15 protein-coding genes are annotated in these 20743 nt (G+C 44.5%); 14 read left to right on the top strand and 1 reads right to left on the bottom strand.

From position 1 onward, the window contains the following. Positions 1–136: 136 nt before the first annotated feature. The 11 genes from rfbD (at position 137) to QK890_RS05900 (ending at position 13808) form a co-directional block, all read left to right on the top strand. On the top strand, positions 137–1000 hold the full coding sequence (gene rfbD / locus QK890_RS05950; protein WP_044299744.1) for a dTDP-4-dehydrorhamnose reductase: 864 nt from the start codon (positions 137–139) through the stop codon (positions 998–1000). A gap of 24 nt (positions 1001–1024) precedes the next feature. Next, the gene (locus QK890_RS05945; protein WP_044299742.1) at positions 1025–2599 is read left to right on the top strand and encodes a peptide chain release factor 3; all 1575 of its coding nucleotides are present in this window, start codon (positions 1025–1027) and stop codon (positions 2597–2599) included. A gap of 193 nt (positions 2600–2792) precedes the next feature. Beyond that, positions 2793–4025, top strand: a complete 1233-nt coding sequence (locus QK890_RS05940; protein ID WP_005776021.1) for a Cof-type HAD-IIB family hydrolase — start codon at positions 2793–2795, stop codon at positions 4023–4025. Beyond that, a complete protein-coding gene (locus QK890_RS05935) occupies positions 4022–5131 on the top strand; it encodes an isochorismate synthase (protein WP_022011861.1) in 1110 nt (369 codons plus the stop codon). Before QK890_RS05940 ends, QK890_RS05935 begins: the two co-directional genes overlap by 4 nt. A 16-nt stretch (positions 5132–5147) precedes the next feature. After that, positions 5148–6815, top strand: coding sequence for a 2-succinyl-5-enolpyruvyl-6-hydroxy-3-cyclohexene-1-carboxylic-acid synthase (gene menD, locus QK890_RS05930; RefSeq protein WP_005776024.1), 1668 nt, complete (start codon positions 5148–5150; stop codon positions 6813–6815). A gap of 4 nt (positions 6816–6819) precedes the next feature. Continuing rightward, the gene (locus tag QK890_RS05925) at positions 6820–7824 is read left to right on the top strand and encodes a hypothetical protein (protein ID WP_032540686.1); all 1005 of its coding nucleotides are present in this window, start codon (positions 6820–6822) and stop codon (positions 7822–7824) included. 18 nt (positions 7825–7842) lie between these two features. Beyond that, positions 7843–8667, top strand: a complete 825-nt coding sequence (menB, locus tag QK890_RS05920) for a 1,4-dihydroxy-2-naphthoyl-CoA synthase (RefSeq protein WP_005776026.1) — start codon at positions 7843–7845, stop codon at positions 8665–8667. Between the two features lie 47 nt (positions 8668–8714). Next, positions 8715–9734, top strand: a complete 1020-nt coding sequence (locus QK890_RS05915) for an o-succinylbenzoate synthase (RefSeq protein ID WP_032540731.1) — start codon at positions 8715–8717, stop codon at positions 9732–9734. 11 nt (positions 9735–9745) lie between these two features. Then, positions 9746–10840, top strand: a complete 1095-nt coding sequence (locus tag QK890_RS05910) for an AMP-binding protein (protein ID WP_032540684.1) — start codon at positions 9746–9748, stop codon at positions 10838–10840. Between the two features lie 70 nt (positions 10841–10910). Beyond that, complete coding sequence (locus QK890_RS05905) at positions 10911–11768, top strand: endonuclease/exonuclease/phosphatase family protein (protein ID WP_032540682.1); 858 nt, start codon at positions 10911–10913, stop codon at positions 11766–11768. A gap of 24 nt (positions 11769–11792) precedes the next feature. Then, complete coding sequence (locus QK890_RS05900; protein WP_032540730.1) at positions 11793–13808, top strand: glycoside hydrolase family 97 protein; 2016 nt, start codon at positions 11793–11795, stop codon at positions 13806–13808. Here QK890_RS05900 and QK890_RS05895 read toward each other — a convergent pair. Then, positions 13785–14384: an RNA polymerase sigma-70 factor gene (locus QK890_RS05895; RefSeq protein WP_005776032.1), complete on the bottom strand. Its 600-nt coding sequence runs from the start codon at positions 14382–14384 to the stop codon at positions 13785–13787. The two genes, QK890_RS05900 and QK890_RS05895, sit on opposite strands and share 24 nt — an antisense overlap. A gap of 165 nt (positions 14385–14549) precedes the next feature. On the opposite strand from QK890_RS05895, the gene QK890_RS05890 reads away from it, so the two are divergent. The 3 genes from QK890_RS05890 (at position 14550) to QK890_RS05880 (ending at position 20732) form a co-directional block, all read left to right on the top strand. Then, positions 14550–15560: a FecR family protein gene (locus QK890_RS05890; protein ID WP_022011854.1), complete on the top strand. Its 1011-nt coding sequence runs from the start codon at positions 14550–14552 to the stop codon at positions 15558–15560. 309 nt (positions 15561–15869) lie between these two features. Continuing rightward, the gene (locus tag QK890_RS05885; protein ID WP_032540680.1) at positions 15870–19175 is read left to right on the top strand and encodes a SusC/RagA family TonB-linked outer membrane protein; all 3306 of its coding nucleotides are present in this window, start codon (positions 15870–15872) and stop codon (positions 19173–19175) included. A gap of 12 nt (positions 19176–19187) precedes the next feature. Then, positions 19188–20732 (top strand): SusD/RagB family nutrient-binding outer membrane lipoprotein, encoded by a 1545-nt coding sequence (locus tag QK890_RS05880; RefSeq protein ID WP_005809684.1) that lies wholly within the window; start codon positions 19188–19190, stop codon positions 20730–20732. Positions 20733–20743: the final 11 nt, after the last annotated feature.

Here is a 20743-nt window from a genome sequence, read left to right as displayed (position 1 = left end):
AAATGAATACGATTCACCACAGAGTACACGGAGGACACAGAGTTTTAATCTCTTGTTTATTAAGATATTTAAGAAAAAGATATTCTCTGTGTTCTCTGTGTCCTCCGTGGTGAATTAAACTCAAAAAAAGATAGAAATGAATATATTAGTCACCGGAGCCAACGGGCAACTTGGTAATGAAATGCAGGTGCTTGCCAAAGAAAACCTGCAGCATACGTACTTTTTTACGGATGTGCAGGAGTTGGATATTTGTGATGAACAAGCTGTTTATGCCTATGTGAGTGAACACAAAATTGATGTCATTGTGAATTGTGCGGCTTATACAGCGGTGGATAAGGCGGAAGATGATGCTGAATTTTGCGACAAACTGAATAATGTCGCACCAGGATATTTAGCTCGGGCGGCGCAAGCCAACGGAGCTGCGATGATTCAGGTTTCTACCGACTACGTGTTTGATGGCACAGCCCATATCCCTTACACAGAAGATCAACCCACTTGTCCGGCCTCAGTTTATGGCTCTACCAAATTGACCGGTGAGCAGAACGTGATGAACCATTGTGAAAAAGCTATGGTAATCCGTACGGCATGGTTGTATTCTATCTATGGCAACAATTTTGTGAAAACAATGATTCGTTTAGGACGTGAGCGTGAGTCTTTGGGGGTTATATTTGATCAGATCGGTACGCCGACTTATGCCAATGACTTGGCTCTGGCTATTTTTGCAGCCCTTAATAAAGGTATTGTCCGTGGTATCTATCACTTTAGCGATGAGGGAGTTTGTTCTTGGTACGACTTTACAATAGCCATTCATCGTTTAGCGGGAATCACTTCATGTAAGGTGAAACCATTGCATACTGCTGATTATCCGGCAAAGGCACCTCGTCCGCATTATTCCGTACTCGATAAGACGAAAATAAAAGAGACATTTGGCATTGAAATCCCGCATTGGGAAGAAAGCCTGAAACGTTGCATTAATCAATTAAGAGTGGAGAATCTGTGATTCTTCATCCTCAATTCTTGAAATATGGCAGATAATACAGAAATATTAAGAAGGCGCACTTTCGCCATTATTGCACACCCGGATGCCGGTAAGACTTCACTGACTGAGAAATTGTTGTTGTTTGGCGGACAGATACAGGTGGCAGGAGCAGTAAAAAGTAACAAGATTAAAAAGACGGCGACTTCCGACTGGATGGAGATCGAAAAACAACGTGGTATCTCAGTCACTACTTCGGTGATGGAATTCGATTACCGGGACTATAAGATTAATATTCTGGACACTCCGGGACACCAGGATTTTGCCGAAGACACATACCGCACTCTGACGGCAGTGGATAGCGTTATCATCGTGGTAGATGGCGCGAAGGGTGTGGAAACCCAGACTCGTAAGTTGATGGAGGTTTGCCGGATGCGGAATACACCGGTGATTATCTTTGTCAACAAGATGGACCGTGAAGGGAAAGATCCGTTTGACCTGCTGGATGAATTGGAAGAAGAACTGATGATTCAGGTGCGCCCATTGTCGTGGCCTATCGAACAGGGTGCCCGTTTCAAAGGAGTTTATAATATTTACGAACAGAAACTCGATCTTTATCAACCCTCTAAACAGGTGGTAACGGAAAAAGTGGAAGTGGATATTCATTCCGAGGAATTGAACAAGCAGATTGGTGATACGCTGGCTGATAAATTACGTGGTGATCTGGAGCTGATTGAAGGTGTGTATCCTGAATTTGGTGTAGAAACTTATTTGCAGGGAGAGTGTGCTCCTGTATTTTTCGGTTCGGCTTTGAATAACTTTGGTGTGCAGGAATTGCTCAATTGCTTTGTTGAGATTGCTCCCGCTCCCCGTCCGGTACATGCTGAAGAACGTGAGGTGATTCCCGAAGAACCTAAATTTACCGGTTTTATTTTCAAGATAACAGCTAACATCGACCCTAACCATCGTTCATGTGTGGCATTCTGCAAGATTTGTTCTGGCAAATTTGTAAGAAATGCGCCTTATTTGCATGTGCGCCATGGCAAGACGATGCGTTTCTCTTCGCCCACCCAATTTATGGCACAGCGTAAGACAACTATCGATGAGGCCTGGGCGGGAGATATTATCGGTTTACCGGATAACGGAACGTTTAAGATTGGCGATACGCTTACCGAAGGCGAACAGCTTCATTTCCGTGGTTTACCGAGTTTTTCACCGGAGATGTTCAAGTATATTGAGAATGCCGATCCGATGAAGCAGAAACAGCTTGCTAAGGGCATCGACCAGTTGATGGACGAAGGTGTGGCCCAGTTGTTTGTCAACCAGTTCAATGGCCGCAAGATTATCGGTACAGTGGGGCAATTGCAGTTTGAGGTCATTCAGTATCGTTTGTTGAACGAATACAATGCTTCTTGTCGCTGGGAGCCATTAAGTCTGTACAAAGCATGCTGGATTGAGAGTGATGATCTGGAAGAACTGGAAGCATTCAAAAAGCGTAAATATCAGTATATGGCCAAAGACCGCGAAGGGCGTGATGTCTTTCTGGCCGATTCGAATTATGTGCTTCAGATGGCACAGATGGATTTCAAAAATATTAGGTTCCACTTTACGAGCGAGTTCTGATTCGCTTTACGAAATAAATTGGATTAAGACGGTGGGCGGGTTGCAGAACAGTGCAACTTGTCCACCGTTTGTTCTCTTTCTGACAATATAAAAACACCTTGTTAACGCATTCTTATGGTATAATTTTCCCTAAATAAGGGGCGATGTTGCCTTAAAAATTTTACCTTTGTAATCTAAACAAAAACTCGAAGTCATGAAGTATAAATTGTTAGTCCTTGATGTAGACGGGACATTGCTTAATGATGAAAAGGAGATTACTCCACGTACCCTCGCTACCTTATTGAAAGTGCAGCAGATGGGTGTACATCTTGTTTTAGCATCGGGCAGGCCTACCTATGGGATTTTGCCATTGGCTAAAAAACTGGAATTGGGTAACTATGGCGGATATATTGTGTCTTATAACGGTGCGCAGGTTATTAATGCAAAAAATGGAGAAGTATTGCTTGAGCGGCGTATTAATCCGGAAATGTTGCCCTATTTGGAGAAAAAGGCACGTAAAAACGGATTTTCTATCTTTACATACACCGAAGATCGGATGATTGCCGATTATGCTAATAATGAACATATTCTTTGGGAAGCACGTCTCAATGGGATGGAGCTGATTGAGGAACCCGAATTTTCGGCAGCTGTAGATTTTGCTCCTTCCAAATGTATGTTGGTCAGTGATGATGAAGAAGCATTGGTAGCTTTGGAAGAACATTGGAAGAAACGTTTGAACGGTGCACTCGATGTATTCCGTTCGGAACCTTATTTTCTTGAAGTGTTGCCTTGCGGTATCGATAAGTCTACCTCTTTGGGAGCACTGTTGTCCCACCTTGATATTACACCCGAAGAAACGATTGTGATAGGCGACGGTGTCTGCGATGTTTCGATGATACAGTTTGCCGGATTGGGTATTGCCATGGGGAATGCCCAGGACTCTGTGAAAGTTTGTGCCGATGTGGTGACTGCATCTAACGAAGAAGACGGAGTTGCCCTTGCCGTAGAAAAGGCGATTCTTGCAGAGATCCGTCCTGCCGAGATTCCACTTGATCAGTTAAACGAGCGTGCTCGTCACGCATTGATGGGGAATCTGGGTATTCAATATACTTATGCGTCCGAGGACCGGGTTGAGGCTACCATGCCGGTGGACGAACGAACCCGACAGCCTTTTGGCATTCTGCATGGAGGGGCTACTCTGGCATTGGCCGAAACAGTAGCCGGATTGGGGTCGATGATTCTTTGCCAGCCTGATGAGATTGTCGTTGGTATGCAAGTCAGCGGTAATCACATGTCATCTGCCCACGAAGGAGACACGGTGCGGGCTGTCGGCACCATCATCCATAAAGGTCGTTCATCTCATGTCTGGAATGTGGACGTATTTACGTCGACCGACAAGTTGGTGTCTTCTATTCGGGTGGTGAATAGTATATTAAAGAAGAGATGACGTCAGAAGAAACAAATAATTGTGAGATTATAGATGAGTTGATCCGGCAGGGAAGAAGTTTTGCGATGTATCGCAATCCGGGGGAAGAAGAACCTCACTTTCTGATGCAGACTTACGGAGAAGTACGTTTGGTTCGGGAAATGGAAGAACTAAACGGACAGACAGGTTTTGTTATCGCTCCTTTCCGGGTTACTCCGCAATGTCCTATCATACTGATTCAACCGGACTGTCAAGAAATTCCTTCCTGTGCAGGCAGCCCGCGCAGGAGTGTGCAGCCTGTCTGCACAGAGGTGTGCAACCGGTCTGCACAAAACGAACGGCCTGTGAGAGCAAAAGAAGCTTATGCAGCCTGTTTTGATATTTTTATCCGGGCTTTACGGGCACATACTTTTGATAAGCTGGTGCTGTCCCGCAAAGTGACGGTGAAGAAAGAACCGGGGTTCTCTCCTGCAAGCGCTTTCTATAAAGCTTGCAGGCGTTATATTTACTCCTATGTCTATCTTTGCTATACTCCGCAAACGGGAGTGTGGATGGGCAGTACACCGGAAATCATTTTATCGGGTGAGAAGGGAGAGTGGAATACTGTGGCATTGGCCGGAACCCAGTCTTTACAAAATGGTGAACTTCCTCAGCATTGGGATGAGAAGAACCGGGAGGAACAGGAATATGTAGCCGCATATATCCGTAATCAACTCCGATCGTTAGGTATTTCTCCGGTGGAGAAGGGACCTTATCCGGCTTTTGCCGGAGCTTTATCGCATCTGAAAACCGATTTCCGTTTCTCACTGAACGATAGTCGTAAATTGGGGGATTTGTTGAAGCTATTGCATCCTACTCCGGCTGTGTGCGGATTACCCAAGGAGGAAGCCTATCGGTTTATTCTCGATAATGAAGGCTATGACCGCAGTTATTATTCCGGATTTATCGGCTGGCTCAAACCGGAGGGGAAGACAGACCTGTATGTCAACCTACGCTGTATGAATGTGAAAGAGGATACTCTGACACTTTATGCCGGAGGTGGGTTACTGGCATCTTCCGAATTGGATGATGAATTTCAAGAGACTGAAAAGAAGATGCAGACGATGAAGAACTTGAACTCTTTATAAATAACTTAATAGAGCGATGTATTCAGATAAGGAAAACATATTGCAGTTGGTAGCGTTGCTTCGGGCACACGGAGTGACGAAAGTGGTCTTATGCCCCGGAAGCCGGAATGCTCCGATTGTACACACACTTGCCGGACATCCTGATTTCACCTGTTATTCGGTAACAGACGAGCGGAGTGCCGGTTTTTTTGCTATCGGGCTTGCCTTACATGGCGGAAAACCTGCGGCAGTCTGTTGCACATCCGGTACGGCTCTGCTGAATTTGCATCCTGCCGTGGCGGAAGCCTATTATCAGAAAGTACCTTTAGTAGTTATTTCTGCCGATCGTCCCGCAGCCTGGATTAACCAGATGGATGGGCAGACTTTACCGCAACCGGGTGTCTTTCAGTCGTTGGTGAAGATGTCTGCGAACTTGCCTGAGATACATACCGACGAAGACAAATGGTATTGTAACCGTTTGCTGAACGAAGCATTACTTGAACTGAATCACCATGGCAAAGGACCTGTGCATATTAATGTACCGGTTTCGGAGCCTTTGTTCCAGTTTACGGCAGATGTTCTTCCCGAAGAGCGTGTTATAACACGTTATCAGGGACTGAATGTTTATGATCGCGATTACGACGGTCTGATTGATCGGCTTAATAAATACAACCGGCGCATGATAATTGTCGGACAGATGAATCTGATTTACCTGTTTGAGAAGAAATATTCAAAGATGCTGTATAAGCAGTTTGCTTGGTTTACCGAACATTTGGGTAACCAGACTGTTCCCGGTATTCCGATCCGGAATTTTGATGCTGCTTTATATGCCATGTCTCCGGAAATGCAGGAAAAGATGATGCCCGAACTGGTAATCACTTATGGAGGACATATCGTCTCCAAGCGGATGAAAAAATTCCTTCGTCAACATCCGCCCAAGGAGCATTGGCATGTGTCGACGGATGGTGAAGTGATTGATCTGTTCCAAGGTTCACTCACGACGGTCATTGAAATGGACCCGTTTGAGTTCCTTGAGAAAATAGCTTTCTTGCTGGACAACCGTACACCAGAGTATCCTCGGCAATGGGAAAATTTTTGCAAAGAACTTCCCCAACCAGAGTTGCCCTATTCGGAGATGTCTGCCATAGGAGCGTTGATAAAGGCTTTGCCTGCTTCATGTGCTTTACACCTGGCCAATAGTTCGGTTGTACGCTATGCTCAACTATACCCTTTACCCGATACAATAGAGGTTTGCTGTAACCGTGGAACAAGTGGTATCGAAGGTTCCTTATCGACAGCAGTCGGTTATGCCGCCGCCTCCGGAAAGTTGAATTTTGTGGTCATTGGAGACCTGAGTTTTTTCTACGACATGAATGCGTTGTGGAATAATCATTTCGGAAGTAATCTCCGCATACTTCTCTTAAATAATGGGGGAGGGGAAATCTTCCATACTCTGCCCGGTTTGGAAATGTCCGGCACTTCGCATCGTTTTGTGACTGCCGTACACAAGACGTCTGCTAAAGGGTGGGCTGAAGAACGTGGCTTCCTTTACCAGGAAGTGCAGGATGAAAATCAGCTGGACGAAGCAATGAAGGTTTTCACCCAAGCCGAGTTATTGACTCAGCCTGTGTTAATGGAAGTTTTCACAAACAAGAATAAAGATGCACGTATTTTGAAAGACTATTATCATCAACTAAAAAAATAAGATTATGATTAAGCAAGGGGTGATGTTGATTGGTGGCTTATTGCTGTTTGTTATAAGCCCACTTGTGGAGAAGGTTGGGGCCATGTCTCCCGGGAATACCGTATTACAGGAGGTGATGACTCATGTAGATACAATCGATTTTAGGTTGGCCTCTGCCGAAGAAGCTAAACGCCTGATAGCGGTTGAGGATCATTATACGCGTAACTGGACTCCGTTTGATATTGCAGCCCGTCTTGAGAATCCCGAAGGAAAAAGAGAAGATCTCGTCAGTCTGGCTATTGGTGAAGTTCGTGGATGGACTCCCCGGGAGGCGCAACAGATTGAACGGATCAGAAAAAGCCTGAATGACACGATTCGTAAGTATGGTTACCGGATTCCTTTCCCGAAAGAAATAATATTGGTAAAAACAACAATGAAAGATGAAGGAGGAGCCGGAGGGTATACTCGCAGTAACTGGATAGCACTGACCGACGTTACTTTTCAGCGGGGAAACGAGCAGTCGCATACTCGTCTGTTGGTGCATGAAATTTTTCATATCCTGACACGTTTCAACCCCGGATTCAAAAAGAAAATGTACGAGGCTATTGAATTTAATATTCTGCCAAAAGAGATTGAATTGCCCGAAGATATTCGGGAATACCGGATTTCCAATCCCGATGTCAGCCGTTGGGACAGCTATGCCACTTTTACAATCGATGGTAAACCTCAGAATTGTACCATGATTATATATGCCAACAGGCCCTATACCGTTGGTAAGTTCTATCAGTATATCAATGTCGGTTTGATTCCTTTGGATAAAGCATTCAAACCAGTTCGGGAAAATGGCAAGACGGTTATTTATCCGTTGCAGAAAGCTGCCGACTTTTTTGATAAGGTTGGGCGGAATACCGGATATGTTATCGATCCGGAAGAGGTGATGGCAAATAATTTCGCTATCGCAATGTTGAACAACCCCAATGTAAAGACACCCGGACTCCAGAAGAAAGTACAGGAATTATTAAAGAAATAACCATTAAAATGAATAAAGATGGAAACGAAAAGAGAGTGGACTCCTATTAAAGAATATGAAGATATTCTATTTGATTACTATAATGGCATTGCTCGTATTACAATTAACCGCGAGCGTTATCGCAACGCTTTCACACCGACCACAACGGGTGAGATGAGTGATGCTTTGCGTATTTGTCGTGAAGAGCCTGACATTAATGTCGTGGTACTGACCGGTGCCGGTGACAAAGCTTTCTGCTCGGGAGGTGACCAGAATGTAAAGGGACGAGGCGGATACATCGGTAAAGACGGGGTGCCCCGTCTGAGTGTGTTGGACGTACAGAAGCAAATCCGTTCGATACCTAAACCGGTTATTGCCGCTGTCAACGGATTTGCTATCGGTGGCGGACATGTACTGCACGTAGTATGTGATCTTTCCATTGCCTCCGAAAATGCAATCTTCGGCCAGACCGGACCTCGTGTAGGTAGCTTCGATGCAGGATTCGGCTCTTCTTATCTTGCCCGTGTGGTGGGACAAAAAAAAGCTCGTGAAATTTGGTTCCTTTGCCGCAAGTATAATGCTCAGGAAGCTCTGGATATGGGACTTGTCAACAAGGTAGTGCCTTTGGAAAAACTGGAAGACGAGTATGTCCAATGGGCCGAAGAGATGATGCAGCTCAGTCCATTGGCGCTCCGCATGATTAAAGCCGGCTTGAATGCCGAACTTGATGGGCAGGCAGGTATTCAAGAGTTAGCCGGTGACGCGACTCTGCTTTATTATCTTACCGATGAGGCACAGGAGGGCAAGAATGCATTCCTTGAAAAGCGCAAACCAGATTTTAAGCAATATCCTAAGTTCCCATAAGTAAAAAAGGCCTTCTTGATGGGAGGCCTTTGCTTTATAGTATTCCTATGTATACAATAAATATTATTCCCCGTATCCTCCATTTCAAGCAGCCGGCAGGAACTTCCCGCGGTACCTATACTACCCGGAAGGTTTGGTATATCTATCTTTCTACGACAGAGTATCCGGAACGTGTCGGAGTGGGAGAGTGTGCTCCGTTGCCTAAACTGAGTTGTGACGACCTGCCGGATTATGAACAAATACTCTGCAATGCTTGCCGGTGTTTGGAGCAGACAGGCGAACTGGATACGGAAGTTTTGCGTGATTATCCTTCGATTCTGTTTGGACTTGAAACAGCTCTTCGTCATTATGAAACTCAGAGTTGGGCATTATGGGATACTCCTTTTTCCCGGGGAGAAACCGGTATACCCATCAACGGACTTATCTGGATGGGCGATTTTGATAGGATGTTGCAACAGATCGAAGTAAAGATGCAGTCAGGATACCGTTGTATCAAACTGAAAATAGGTGCGATAAACTTCGAAGAAGAATTGGCACTGCTGAAGCATATCCGTGCTCATTATTCGGCGAGGGAAATAGAGTTGAGAGTGGATGCCAATGGTGCTTTTTCACCCATTGACGCTATGGAAAAACTGAATAGGTTGGCTGAATTGGAACTACACTCCATCGAACAGCCCATCCGTGCCGGGCAGTGGGAGGAAATGGCCCGCCTGACAGCAGACACTCCGCTTCCCATTGCATTGGACGAAGAACTGATTGGCTGTAATACTCCCGAAGGAAAACAAGATTTGTTGACGTCTGTCCGTCCTCAATACATTATATTGAAACCATCTTTACATGGTGGAATCAGTGGTGGTAATGAATGGATTGCAGAAGCGGAAAAGCAGCATATCGGTTGGTGGATTACTTCTGCACTGGAATCGAACATCGGACTGAATGCTATTGCACAATGGTGTGCTACTTTCCGTAATCCGCTGCCTCAGGGATTGGGAACCGGACTGTTGTTTACAGACAATATCGAAATGCCCCTTGAGATTCGAAAAGATTGTTTATGGTTTTGTAAATAAAAGAAATACTTATGATATTTAATCGGGAAGAACAACAGCTGATGCTGGAAGGCAATTTGCTTTCCCGGGAAGATGTAAAAAGACTTGTTGCCAATTGTACAGACGCAACGCCGGTATTTCTGTGTGAACTCTACCGTTTTCTGGACGATTGGTTCAACGATTCTCCTTATCTTACTGTAAAGACGTCCGGTTCTACCGGAACACCTAAACAAATGAAGGTCCTTAAAGACCGGATGATGCAGAGTGCCCGGTTGACTTGTGAGTATCTGGGGCTTCGGCGGGGGGATAGTGCGCTATTGTGTATGCCTTTGCAATACATTGCCGGAAAGATGGTTGTGGTGCGGGCTTTGGTTGCCGGGCTGGATCTGGTTGTCCGCACTCCTTCCGGTCATCCGATGGCGGATTTGGATCAGCCGTTACGTTTCTCGGCAATGGTTCCGCTGCAGGTTTACAACACTTTGCAGATAGCCGCGGAAAGAGAAAGGCTCTGCCGGACCGATATTCTTATAATTGGCGGTGGTGCGATAGATGCCGGTCTGGAAGCTGAGATACGCCAATTACCGGGTGAGGTGTATTCTACGTACGGCATGACGGAAACCCTGTCGCATATTGCTTTAAGACGGCTGAACGGACCGGATGCGAGTACTCTTTATTATCCTTTTCCTTCGGTACGACTTTCTTTGTCACCCGAGCATACATTGATTATTGATGCTCCGCTGGTTTGCGATACGATTTTGGTGACAAATGATGTGGCGGAAATAAATTCGGATGGTAGCTTTTCTATCCTGGGCAGAAAAGACAATGCCATCAACACCGGAGGTATCAAAGTGCAGGCGGAGCAGGTGGAAGATATACTGCGTCCCTGGATACATGTTCCCTTTGCCGTCACTTCCGTTTCCGATGCCGCATTAGGGGAGGCTGTTGTTCTTTTGATAGAAAATGGAGGGTATACGGAACGGTTGGAGGAGAAGATGAAAGAGCTTCTTACCAAGTACCAGTTGCCTAAAATGGTTTTTTCAGTGGGCGCTATACCCTTGACGGAAACAGGGAAAATAAATCGTGCCGGTTGCCGGCAATTAGCTGCTACTTATCAGGTGGGGCGTTAAGTGTTTTTTCTTTTTCAGTTGTATCATATACGGAATGGCTTTAAATTTAATAACCAACACATATAAACTAATGAATAAGATTTGCTTTTTTATCGGAACTTTTATTACCCTGCTTCTGGCGGGTTGCAGTTCCAGTCCGATTTCACATGTCCGTTTGGCTACCTTCAACATCCGTTACGATAATCCGGGCGATAGCCTGAATTCTTGGAAATACCGTAAAGACCGGGTTTGTGAGTTTATCCGTGAAAAACAACCGGATGTACTGGGTATGCAGGAGGTGTTACATCATCAGTTAGAAGACTTGTTGGTCGGACTGCCCGATTATGCCTATGTAGGCGTGGGACGTGAGGATGGAAAGACTCAAGGTGAATATGCTCCGGTTTTCTATCGGAAAGATAAATATGATTTACTGGACAGCAATACATTCTGGTTGTCCGAACATCCGGATAGTGTCGGTAAACTTGGTTGGGATGCTGCTTGTACCCGTGTTGCCACCTGGGCTAAACTGAAGGAGAAATCCACCGGAAAAGAATTCCTGATGGTAAATACTCATTTTGATCACGTAGGGACAGAAGCCCGGAGGAACAGTGCATTGCTTATTATTGATAAGATAAAAGAGATAGCCGGTACACACCCCTCTATGATGACCGGAGACTTTAATGTTTCTGAGGAATGGGAAGCTTATAAAACAATTACATCCAATGAGTTCATATTGAAAGATGCGTGGAAGATAGCTGCGAAACAGACAGGAGAAAGCTATACTTTCCATGATTTTGGAAGGGTACCGGTGGCTGAGCGGGAGAAGATCGATTTTATTTTCGTAACTCCGCAAATAAAGGTGGCGGATGCGGAAATTATTTCTTCCGCGATTACAGACTCTACCTATTTGTCTGATCACAACGCGCATTTGGCCGACCTGGAATTCTAAACCACACAAACAGATTACATGACCATGAAACAAAACTTGCATTTGTTATTTGTCGCTTTTATACTGATGAGTTTTTATAGTTGTACTCCAAAGACTGAGTTATCCTCTCCGGACGGACACATCAAGGTGGCTTTTGCAACAGAACCTGACGGAAAGATGGTTTATCGGGTGGCGGTCAATGATACTCTTTTGTTGGACAACTCATCGCTTGGTTTCGAGGCGAAAGACGGGATTGACCTTAATCAAGGATTTCGTGTCGTGAAAACTACGTTTACAGATAAAGATGAAACCTGGACCCAACCGTGGGGAGAGAATAAAACGAACAGGAATCATTATAATGAAATGGCGGTTTTCTTGAAGAACGATGCCAATATAGAGTTAACTCTTCGTTTTCGTGCATTTGATGACGGTATAGCTTTTCGTTATGAATATGAGGTGCCCGGCGTTGACTCTTTGCTGGTCACCGACGAATTGACTGCTTTCCGCTTTCACGAAGATGGAATTTCCTGGTCAATTCCGGCCAGCTTCGAAACCTATGAATTGTTGTATTCGGAACAGAAGATCAGTGAAGTGAAAAATGCCAATACTCCTTTCACTTTCAAAACTCCCGGTGGGATATATGGCAGCATTCATGAAGCTGCTCTTTATGATTTTCCGGAGATGACACTAAAGCAGGATGGAGGCCATGCTCTAAAGTCGGAACTTGCTTCATGGCCCGACGGTATCAAGGCCCGTAAAGGGAATAATTTCATGACATCATGGCGTACCATTCAGATTGCTCCGGCAGCTGTCGGCCTGATTAATTCATCCTTGATTCTGAATTTGAATGAACCTTGTAAACTGGAAACTACCGACTGGATTAAACCGATTAAATATGTTGGCGTTTGGTGGGGAATGCATCTGGGGGTAGAAACCTGGAAGATGGATGACCGTCACGGAGCCACAACCGCTAATGCGAAAAAGTATATCGATTTTGCTCATGACAATAATATCGAAGGGGTATTATTCGAGGGGTGGAACGAAGGCTGGGAGAGCTGGGGTGGTATGCAGAATTTTGATTTTACCAAACCGTACGCTGATTTTGATATTGATGAAATAGCCCGTTATGCACGTGAGAAAAATGTTCAGATCATCGGACATCATGAAACCGGAGGAAATATTCCCAACTACGAACGCCAGATGGAAAAAGCGATCAAGTGGTATACCGAAAAAGGTATTCATATACTGAAAACCGGTTATGCGGGTGCTTTTCCCGACGGACATTCGCATCACGGACAATACGGAGTCAACCATTACCAAAAGGTAGTTGAAACGGCTGCTCGTTACCATATGACTTTGGATGCGCACGAGCCTATCAAAGATACGGGAATACGCCGTACCTGGCCCAATATGATGACTCGTGAAGGTGCCCGTGGGATGGAGTGGAATGCCTGGAGTGAGGGAAATCCTCCTTCCCATCACGAGATGTTACCGTTTACCCGTTTACTGGGTGGCCCAATGGATTATACTCCGGGTACTTTCGACATATTGTTTACACAGACGAAAGATTCTCCTAAACGCCAGAAGTGGAATGACCAGGATAAAGGCAATAGCCGTGTCAATACGACACTGGCCAAACAGTTGGCAAATTGGGTTATCTTATATTCCCCGTTACAGATGGCTTCTGATATGATCGAGCATTATGAAGGACATCCTGCTTTCCAGTTCTTTCGTGATTTCGATCCGGACTGTGATGAATCAAAAGCATTGGCCGGTGAGCCGGGAGAATTTGTAGTGATAGTGCGCAAGGCTAAACAGAATTATTTCCTGGGAGCTTCTACGAATGAGGAACCACGGACTTTACCGGTCAGCCTTGATTTTCTGGAAAAGGGGAAGACCTATAAAGCAATAATCTATGCTGATGGCGAGCAGGCTGATTGGAAAAACAATCCGACCGAATATCAGATTACGGAACAGGAGGTGACGGCAAGAGACACAATAAATATCCGCATGGCCGCCGGTGGTGGGCAAGCCATCTCATTTATGCCCTTGCAGAAATAGAAACAGCATGATAAGAGGGAGGTAATCCTTCAATTCCGAACGCAATATTTTCAGGGCTTGCCCTATGCGATAATTGACAGTTTGCGGAGAGACGTTTAGTTTCTCCGCAATTTCTTTATGAGTCAGTTGTTGATTTCGGTTCATTTCATATGCCTGACGAAATTCTGCCGGTAGCTTTCTTAAAGCTTCTTCATACAACCTGAAAAGTTCGTTTTCCAGATAAAAGTCAGGTGAAGAAAATTCGCTTTCATATTTTTCGGCAATTTCCAGATGTACCTTACGCTTTATTTCGAAATGGGAGATTTTATTAAGTGCCTTGTTCTTGACAATAGTAAAAAGAAGAGTTTTTAAGGTTAGTTCCGGAATGAGGGTTTTTCTGTTTTCCCATAACCACATCATGGTGTCCTGCACGATTTCTTCCGATTCACTCAGTGTGACGTACTGAGAACAAAAGACGCATAGTCCGCGAAAGTAATGGCGGTAAACATTGTCAAATACTTCTTCGCACCCTTCTCTCAAGGCTGATATAACGGCATTATTATCATTTATGTTTAGGTTAGTCAGAGTCTGTGCCATTCTTTTTTTCATTGTTATTAGCGAACAAACGTAGCTAAATTTTCGGTACTGACAAAATGATTCTTCGAAGAAAAAAAGTTTGTGTTTTTATTTAGTAACTTTGCTTTCTGAAATGTATTATACATAACAACGTATGATATAGGTATAAAAGATTTGGTTAATACAATGGATGAAACAAAACTACTGAACTACTTGAAAGGAGAATCAGATGCTGAAGAGTGTCTGGAAGTAGAGACATGGTACCATGACTCTGCGGAACATAAAAAACAACTTGAACAACTATATTATATGCTTTTTGTCGGTGAGCGCAAAGCGGTGATGGATGCGGTGGACACCGAAAGTTCACTGAGCGCTTTGAAGGATCGGATGAAGCAGAAAGAGCCGGATAGAAAATCGGTGGGTAAAATGCGTGTTTCAAAATGGAAGCGTTATGCAGTACCTTTGGCTGCCTTTTTGTGCGGTTTACTGATTTCTACCGGAGCTTTGTATTGGATGTCTTCCGGCAAGTCTGCCGGATATGTTTTTGCTACGGAAGCCGGTCAACGGGCACGTGCTGTTTTGCCGGATGGCACGAAGGTGTGGTTGAATGCTTCAACGCAGCTTGTTTATAAACCTTCTTTCTGGAAGCGGGAAAGATTGGTTGATTTGAATGGTGAGGCTTATTTTGAGGTCTCTCATAATAAGCACAAACCCTTTGTTGTTAATAGTAAAGATGTCAGGACTTGTGTGCTCGGTACAAAATTCAATGTCCGGGCACGCTCGTCCGAAGCAAAGGTTGTGACGACTTTATTGAAAGGATTGGTGCAAGTGCAGCTGCCGGGACAGTCCGAAGAAGAAGGGATCTTACTGAAACCGGGACAAACGTTGAGTGTGGATACCCGTACGATGCAGTTGATGCTTACCGAAGCTGATCGTCCGGGTGATGTGTTGCTTTGGATTAACGGAAAACTGAAATTCGAACAAGCTACACTCGTGGAGATTGTGCAATGTCTGGAAAAGCATTTTGATGTACATTTCATTATTTCTGATGCACAGCTGAAAAAAGAACGTTTCACCTGTACTTTTAGTACGGATGATGATATCAGACAAATTCTTTCTATACTTGCTCTTACCAAACGTTTTGATTATAAATGTGAGGATAATAACATAATATTGACTCCCAAGGCGGGTAGATAGCGATTTATTATTATAACCTAAATCACTAAAAGGGACTGTTTCCAATGTGGAATGGTTCCTTTTTTTTATTTCTCAATCTGTATTCTTATTCTTTTTTTATTCTTTTTTTGAAAAAAGTCGCTTCTTGATTTAGTATGCTTATAGGTTGAAATGTATTATTAGCAGAAAAGTGAATATAGTTAACCCTAAAATCTGTAACGATGAACAAGGACCCTTAATTAAAAACCAACCTTAATATGAATTAGCAGTTTTCTTTTGCTAAACCTTTCAATTTTTACCTAAAACATTTTCTAATTAAAAAAGAACAAGATGAAGAAATCAGTGAAACACAAGTTTCAGTACTTGCTATTTTTTCTATTGTCGATGCCTGCTTTTATTTTTGCTTCAGCGCAAGATATCCGGGTAAATATCGACTTCACTAAAGCCCCTTTAGGTAATGTCCTGGATGAAATCGGACATCAAACCTCATTATCTATCGTGTATAACACCAGGGATGTTAACCCCAATCAACCCGTTTCCGTTAAAGCTACTAATGAAAATATTACGTCTGTGATGAATCGTTTGCTTCGGGGGACGGGGATTTCCTATTCTATTATGAACAAACACCTCATTCTTTCAGCTAATGATAAGGATAAAGCTATTCAGCAGGAGAAAATCACGGTTACGGGAAATGTCTCGGACGCTAAAGGCGAACCATTGATCGGAGTAAGTATACTGGTGAAAGGAACATCCAACGGGACAATCACCGATATGAACGGACACTTTTCAATATCGGCTGCCAAAGGAGATGTCATCGAGATATCCTATATCGGCTATGCTTCGCAGGCCATTACAGTGACAGACTCTAAGCCACTGAAAATTGTGATGCAAGAAGACACGGAAGTGCTTGACGAGGTTGTTGTAACGGCTTTAGGTATCAAGCGGGCACAAAAGGCATTGAGCTACAATGTGCAACAAGTGGGTGGCGATGCCATCAATACAGTGAAAGATGCCAATTTCATTAACTCTTTGCAGGGCAAAGTTGCCGGAGTAACGATTAACAATTCCGCCGGTGGTGTCGGTTCGGCCTCCAGGGTAGTGATGCGAGGTACTAAGTCTATAACAAAGGATAACAATGCCCTTTATGTAATCGATGGTATTCCAATGTTCAATGTCAGTTTTGGCAAGAGCGAAGGTTCCTTTGCTACTCAGAGTGGTTCGGACGGTGTGGCCGACCTTAATCCGGATGATATTGAAAGTATTAATATGCTGACCGGTCCTTCCGCAGCTGCTTTATACGGCAATGCGGCTGCCAATGGAGTTGTATTGATTAACACGAAAAAGGGATCTGCCGAGAAGACAACTCTGACAGTCAGCAATAATACCATGTTCTCTGATGCGTATATTATGCCGGAGATGCAAAACCGGTATGGAAATAATCCGGGAGAATTTGCAAGCTGGGGCAATAAAACCAGACAGAGTTATGATCCTGCCCGTTTCTTTAATACCGGAGTGAATGTAATTAATGCCATCTCTTTCTCGACCGGAACAAAGAAAAACCAGACTTATGCATCGGCTTCAACAACGAATGCAACCGGTATCCTGCCTAATAACAGTTATAGCCGTTACAACTTCTCAATCCGGAATACGGCTACTTTCCTGAAAGATAAACTGACTCTGGACATCGGTGCCAGTTACATCATCCAGAATGATAAAAATATAACGGCACAGGGACAATATTTCAATCCGTTGCCGGCATTATATCTGTTTCCTCGTAATGATAATTTTGAGGAGATCCGTATGTTCGAACGTTATAGCGAGAGCCGTGGGGTGAATGCGCAGTTTTGGCCTTATGGGCATCAGGGGCTGAGTTTGCAAAACCCGTACTGGATTATGAAACGCATGAACCGTAAAACAGAAAAGAAACGTTACATGATCAATGCAAGCCTGACTTATAAACTTACGGATTGGCTGAACGTTGCGGGCCGTGTTAAAGTAGATAATTCGGATATTCGTTTGACTCAGGAGCGTTATGCATCTACCCTGACTACTTTTGCGGGAGCCAATGGTTTCTACTCGGACCAGAACCGTACAGACCGTAATACATATGCTGATATTATGGTAAATATCGATAAGAGGATAGGGGATTTCTCGCTGAATGCCAATATCGGTGCATCTATTAAAGATTTGGTTTACGAACAAATGGGTAATGAAGGCGATCTGGCCGGTATACCCAATTTCTTTACAGTGAGAAATATTAATTATGAAAGTAATTATAAGCCCAAACAGTTCGGATATCATGATCAGTCCCAGGGAGTATTTGCGAATATAGAATTAGGTTGGCGCAGCATGGCATATCTGACCTTGACCGGACGGAACGACTGGGAGTCGCAGCTTGCCTTTACTAAACACTCCTCTTTCTTCTATCCTTCCATCGGCGGATCTGTCGTTCTGTCGGAGATGTTCCGGTTGCCCGAGTTCATCTCTTATGCGAAACTGCGTGGTTCATACAGTTCGGTGGCTTCGTCTTTCGAACGTTATTTATCGAATCCGGGCTTTGAGTTCAATGAACAGTCCCATCAGTGGGGCTCTTCAACAACTTTGCCTGCCACTAATCTGAAGCCGGAAGACACACGTTCGTGGGAGGTGGGTTTAAATGCCAGATTATGGAACCACTTCAGTATAGATGCCACTTACTATCATTCGAATACGTATAACCAAACCTTTAACATCACCCTGGCGTCGTCGAGCGGTTATTCTTCGGCTATTGTACAGACAGGTAATATCCAGAATTATGGTTTGGAACTGGCATTGGGATATAATAATACATGGAGGGATTTCAGTTGGAACAGCAGCCTGACTTATACCATGAATCGTAATAAGGTGAAACGTCTGGCCAGTGGCGCGACGAATCCGATAACCGGTGAAATCATCGATATGCCGGAGTTGCGTATGGCTGTGTTGGGAGCCGACGGATATGGTCCCAGAGTCATCCTGAGAGAAGGTGGAACGATGGGGGATCTGTATGTAGATAAAGGGCTTCGTACGGATGGTAACGGAAATATCTGGGTAGATCCCCAGACAGGTAAAGTCGGAGTGCAGGACTATGCCGAACCTAAAAAAATAGGTACGATGAATCCTGATTTCAATATGGGATTCAGCAATACCTTCTCTTATAAAGGCGTCAGCCTGGGCGTGGTTCTGACCGCGCGTGTCGGTGGATTATGCGTGTCGAACACTCAGGGTATACTCGATTATTACGGTGTGTCCAAAGCTACAGCCGATGCACGTGATGCCGGCGGAGTGTGGATCAATAACGGATTCGTAGATGCCAAGTCTTATTTTCAAACCATCGGAGGCTCTACCGGAGGATTGGGACAATACTACACTTATAGTGCGACGAACGTACGCCTTTCTGAGTTGAACCTGAGTTATACATTACCTCGTAAGTGGTTTAACAATAAAGTGGGCATAACGGCAGGTATCGTAGGAAAGAATCTTTGGATGATTTATTGTAAAGCACCGTTCGATCCGGAAATGACCCCTTCCACTACCAGCAATTTCTATCAGGGGGTAGATTACTTTATGCAGCCGAGCACACGTAATATTGGCTTCAATGTTAAGTTTCAATTTTAAAACAAGTCGATTATGAAAAATAAAATATTAAATATGGCTTTGGCCGCAGCTATCACGCCACTCTTGTGTTGCTGTACCAGTAATTTTGAGGAATACAACACTAATCCGTACGAACCCCATTCACTTAATCCGCCCATGCTGTTTGCAACAATGATTACTACCGGAATCAATGTACAGCAGAATGACAATCAGATGATTGACCAGATGGTAGCGGGACCTTTTAGCGGCTATCTGACAATGGCTAACTCATGGGGTGGTTCTAACTTCAATACATTCAACCAGACGGAATCCTGGAATCAGATTCCTTTCAATACGCCTTTTGAGAAATTCTATTCCAACTACTTTAAATTGGAAACGGCAACCGGCGGAAAAGGTCACTATTGGGCAATGGCGAAGCTGCTTCGCGTAAATACAATGTTGCGTGTGACCGATTGTTACGGCCCCATTCCCTACAGTCAAGTGGCCAATGGCAAAACGGCTGTTGCATACGACAGTCAGGAAGATGTATATAAACACATGTTTGAAGATTTGGATTATGCAGTACAGATATTGGGCGAATTTGTAGACGAGGTCGGCGGATTGAAGCCGTTGGAGGGCTATGATCCGGTCTATAATGGAGATTATAATAAGTGGATGCGTTTTGCTAATTCGCTTAAATTGCGTCTGGCTGTCCGTATCAGCAATGTGGCGCCCGAACTTGCCCGTGCGAAAGCTGAGGAAGCGGTAAAGAGTGCCCGCGGACTGATAGATACGAATGATAATAATGCATATGTCGGTGTAGGTGCCGAACCCAATCCGCTGTGGCTGGTAGCCTCCAGTTGGGGCGAAATCCGTATCAATGCCACTATTGCCAGTTATATGAAAGGGTATTCCGATCCTCGTAGCGCAGTCTATTTCACGACATCCAAGTTGGGAGGCAATAGCCCGTATATGGGTATGCGTTCGGGATTGGAAGGAGTGAAGCCGGCCACTTATGCAGGATACTCTATGCCCAATTACGATCAGAAAGACGATATGTTGATGTTCTGTGCGGCTGAAACAGCCTTTTTGCGTGCTGAAGGTGCTCTGCGTGGTTGGGATATGGGAGGTAGTGCCCGTGACTTTTACGAACAAGGTGTTAAACTTTCATTCGACCAGCGGAAAGTGGGTGGAGCAGAAGAATATCTGGCAAATGCAGTGGCAGTGCCTGAACCTTTTGTCGACCCGACTAACCCGGTTAAATGCAATTATACACCGAAAACCAAGATAACGATTGCGTGGAATGAAGGTGCTCCTACAGAAGAAAAACTGGAGCGTATCATTACTCAGAAATGGATAGCCAATTTCCCTCTGGGCTTTGAAGGTTGGGCCGATTATCGGCGTACAGGTTATCCGGAAGTGTTTCCATCTGTCAGCAATTTGAGTAACGGAGTAATTGACACCAACCGGCAATTGCGGCGTTTGCCTTTCCCATTGTCCGAGAAGCAGGGAAATGCTGCCAATGTTTCGGTAGCCGTCTCAATGTTGGGGGGCCCGGATACTGGGGCTACCGACCTTTGGTGGGCTAAAAAGAATTGATGTTTAAGCTA

The organism is Bacteroides sp. NGMCC 1.200775, from assembly GCF_040798045.1.
Classification (GTDB): Bacteria; Bacteroidota; Bacteroidia; order Bacteroidales; family Bacteroidaceae; genus Bacteroides; species Bacteroides hominis.
Note: the sequence above shows the minus strand (reverse complement) of the source record. Positions and strands in the feature narration are given on the sequence as shown.

What these genes read in the sequence shown, in the direction of transcription:
- rfbD (WP_044299744.1), top strand. Translation starts at nt 137, where the DNA reads ATGAATATATTAGTCACCGGAGCCAACGGGCAACTTGGTAATGAAATG.
- QK890_RS05945 (WP_044299742.1), top strand. Translation starts at nt 1,025, where the DNA reads ATGGCAGATAATACAGAAATATTAAGAAGGCGCACTTTCGCCATTATT.
- QK890_RS05940 (WP_005776021.1), top strand. Translation starts at nt 2,793, where the DNA reads ATGAAGTATAAATTGTTAGTCCTTGATGTAGACGGGACATTGCTTAAT.
- QK890_RS05935 (WP_022011861.1), top strand. Translation starts at nt 4,022, where the DNA reads ATGACGTCAGAAGAAACAAATAATTGTGAGATTATAGATGAGTTGATC.
- menD (WP_005776024.1), top strand. Translation starts at nt 5,148, where the DNA reads ATGTATTCAGATAAGGAAAACATATTGCAGTTGGTAGCGTTGCTTCGG.
- QK890_RS05925 (WP_032540686.1), top strand. Translation starts at nt 6,820, where the DNA reads ATGATTAAGCAAGGGGTGATGTTGATTGGTGGCTTATTGCTGTTTGTT.
- menB (WP_005776026.1), top strand. Translation starts at nt 7,843, where the DNA reads ATGGAAACGAAAAGAGAGTGGACTCCTATTAAAGAATATGAAGATATT.
- QK890_RS05915 (WP_032540731.1), top strand. Translation starts at nt 8,715, where the DNA reads ATGTATACAATAAATATTATTCCCCGTATCCTCCATTTCAAGCAGCCG.
- QK890_RS05910 (WP_032540684.1), top strand. Translation starts at nt 9,746, where the DNA reads ATGATATTTAATCGGGAAGAACAACAGCTGATGCTGGAAGGCAATTTG.
- QK890_RS05905 (WP_032540682.1), top strand. Translation starts at nt 10,911, where the DNA reads ATGAATAAGATTTGCTTTTTTATCGGAACTTTTATTACCCTGCTTCTG.
- QK890_RS05900 (WP_032540730.1), top strand. Translation starts at nt 11,793, where the DNA reads ATGAAACAAAACTTGCATTTGTTATTTGTCGCTTTTATACTGATGAGT.
- QK890_RS05895 (WP_005776032.1), bottom strand. Translation starts at nt 14,384, where the DNA reads ATGGCACAGACTCTGACTAACCTAAACATAAATGATAATAATGCCGTT.
- QK890_RS05890 (WP_022011854.1), top strand. Translation starts at nt 14,550, where the DNA reads ATGGATGAAACAAAACTACTGAACTACTTGAAAGGAGAATCAGATGCT.
- QK890_RS05885 (WP_032540680.1), top strand. Translation starts at nt 15,870, where the DNA reads ATGAAGAAATCAGTGAAACACAAGTTTCAGTACTTGCTATTTTTTCTA.
- QK890_RS05880 (WP_005809684.1), top strand. Translation starts at nt 19,188, where the DNA reads ATGAAAAATAAAATATTAAATATGGCTTTGGCCGCAGCTATCACGCCA.